Consider the following 269-nt stretch of genomic DNA (forward strand, 5'->3'; position numbering starts at 1 on the left):
CGCAGGAATCCGGATCGCGAGGGAAGGTCGGCGCGTTCCAATGGATGACTCCGCGCGCAGCCGACGCGTGGCCTGACCGCGGTGGCGCCGCGAGATGGGGCCGCGAATCGTCGAGCACCCACAGCCCCTTGCGAGCGGCGAGCGTCACGCAGCTGAGCACGACCCCCCGTCGTGCCGCGGCCACCAGCATCCCATCGGCTCCGCGCAACGCGACCCACCCCCGGCACACCGAGAAGATCAGCCCTCGTTCTCGTGCTCGACGCAGATCG

The 269-nt window shown here is 71.0% G+C and carries 1 protein-coding gene; it reads right to left on the reverse strand.

Features of this window, described 5'->3' with window-relative positions; genetic code table 11:
• Positions 1-190, reverse strand: a 190-nt coding sequence (locus SB660_RS20890) for a hypothetical protein (RefSeq protein WP_410584271.1), incomplete at its 3' end; no start/stop codon positions are given.
• Between the last annotated feature and the right edge of the window lie 79 nt (positions 191-269).

Origin of the sequence: Bacillus sp. SIMBA_005 (assembly GCF_046535585.1) — a bacterium.
Taxonomy (GTDB): Bacteria; Bacillota; Bacilli; order Bacillales; family Bacillaceae; genus Bacillus; species Bacillus pumilus.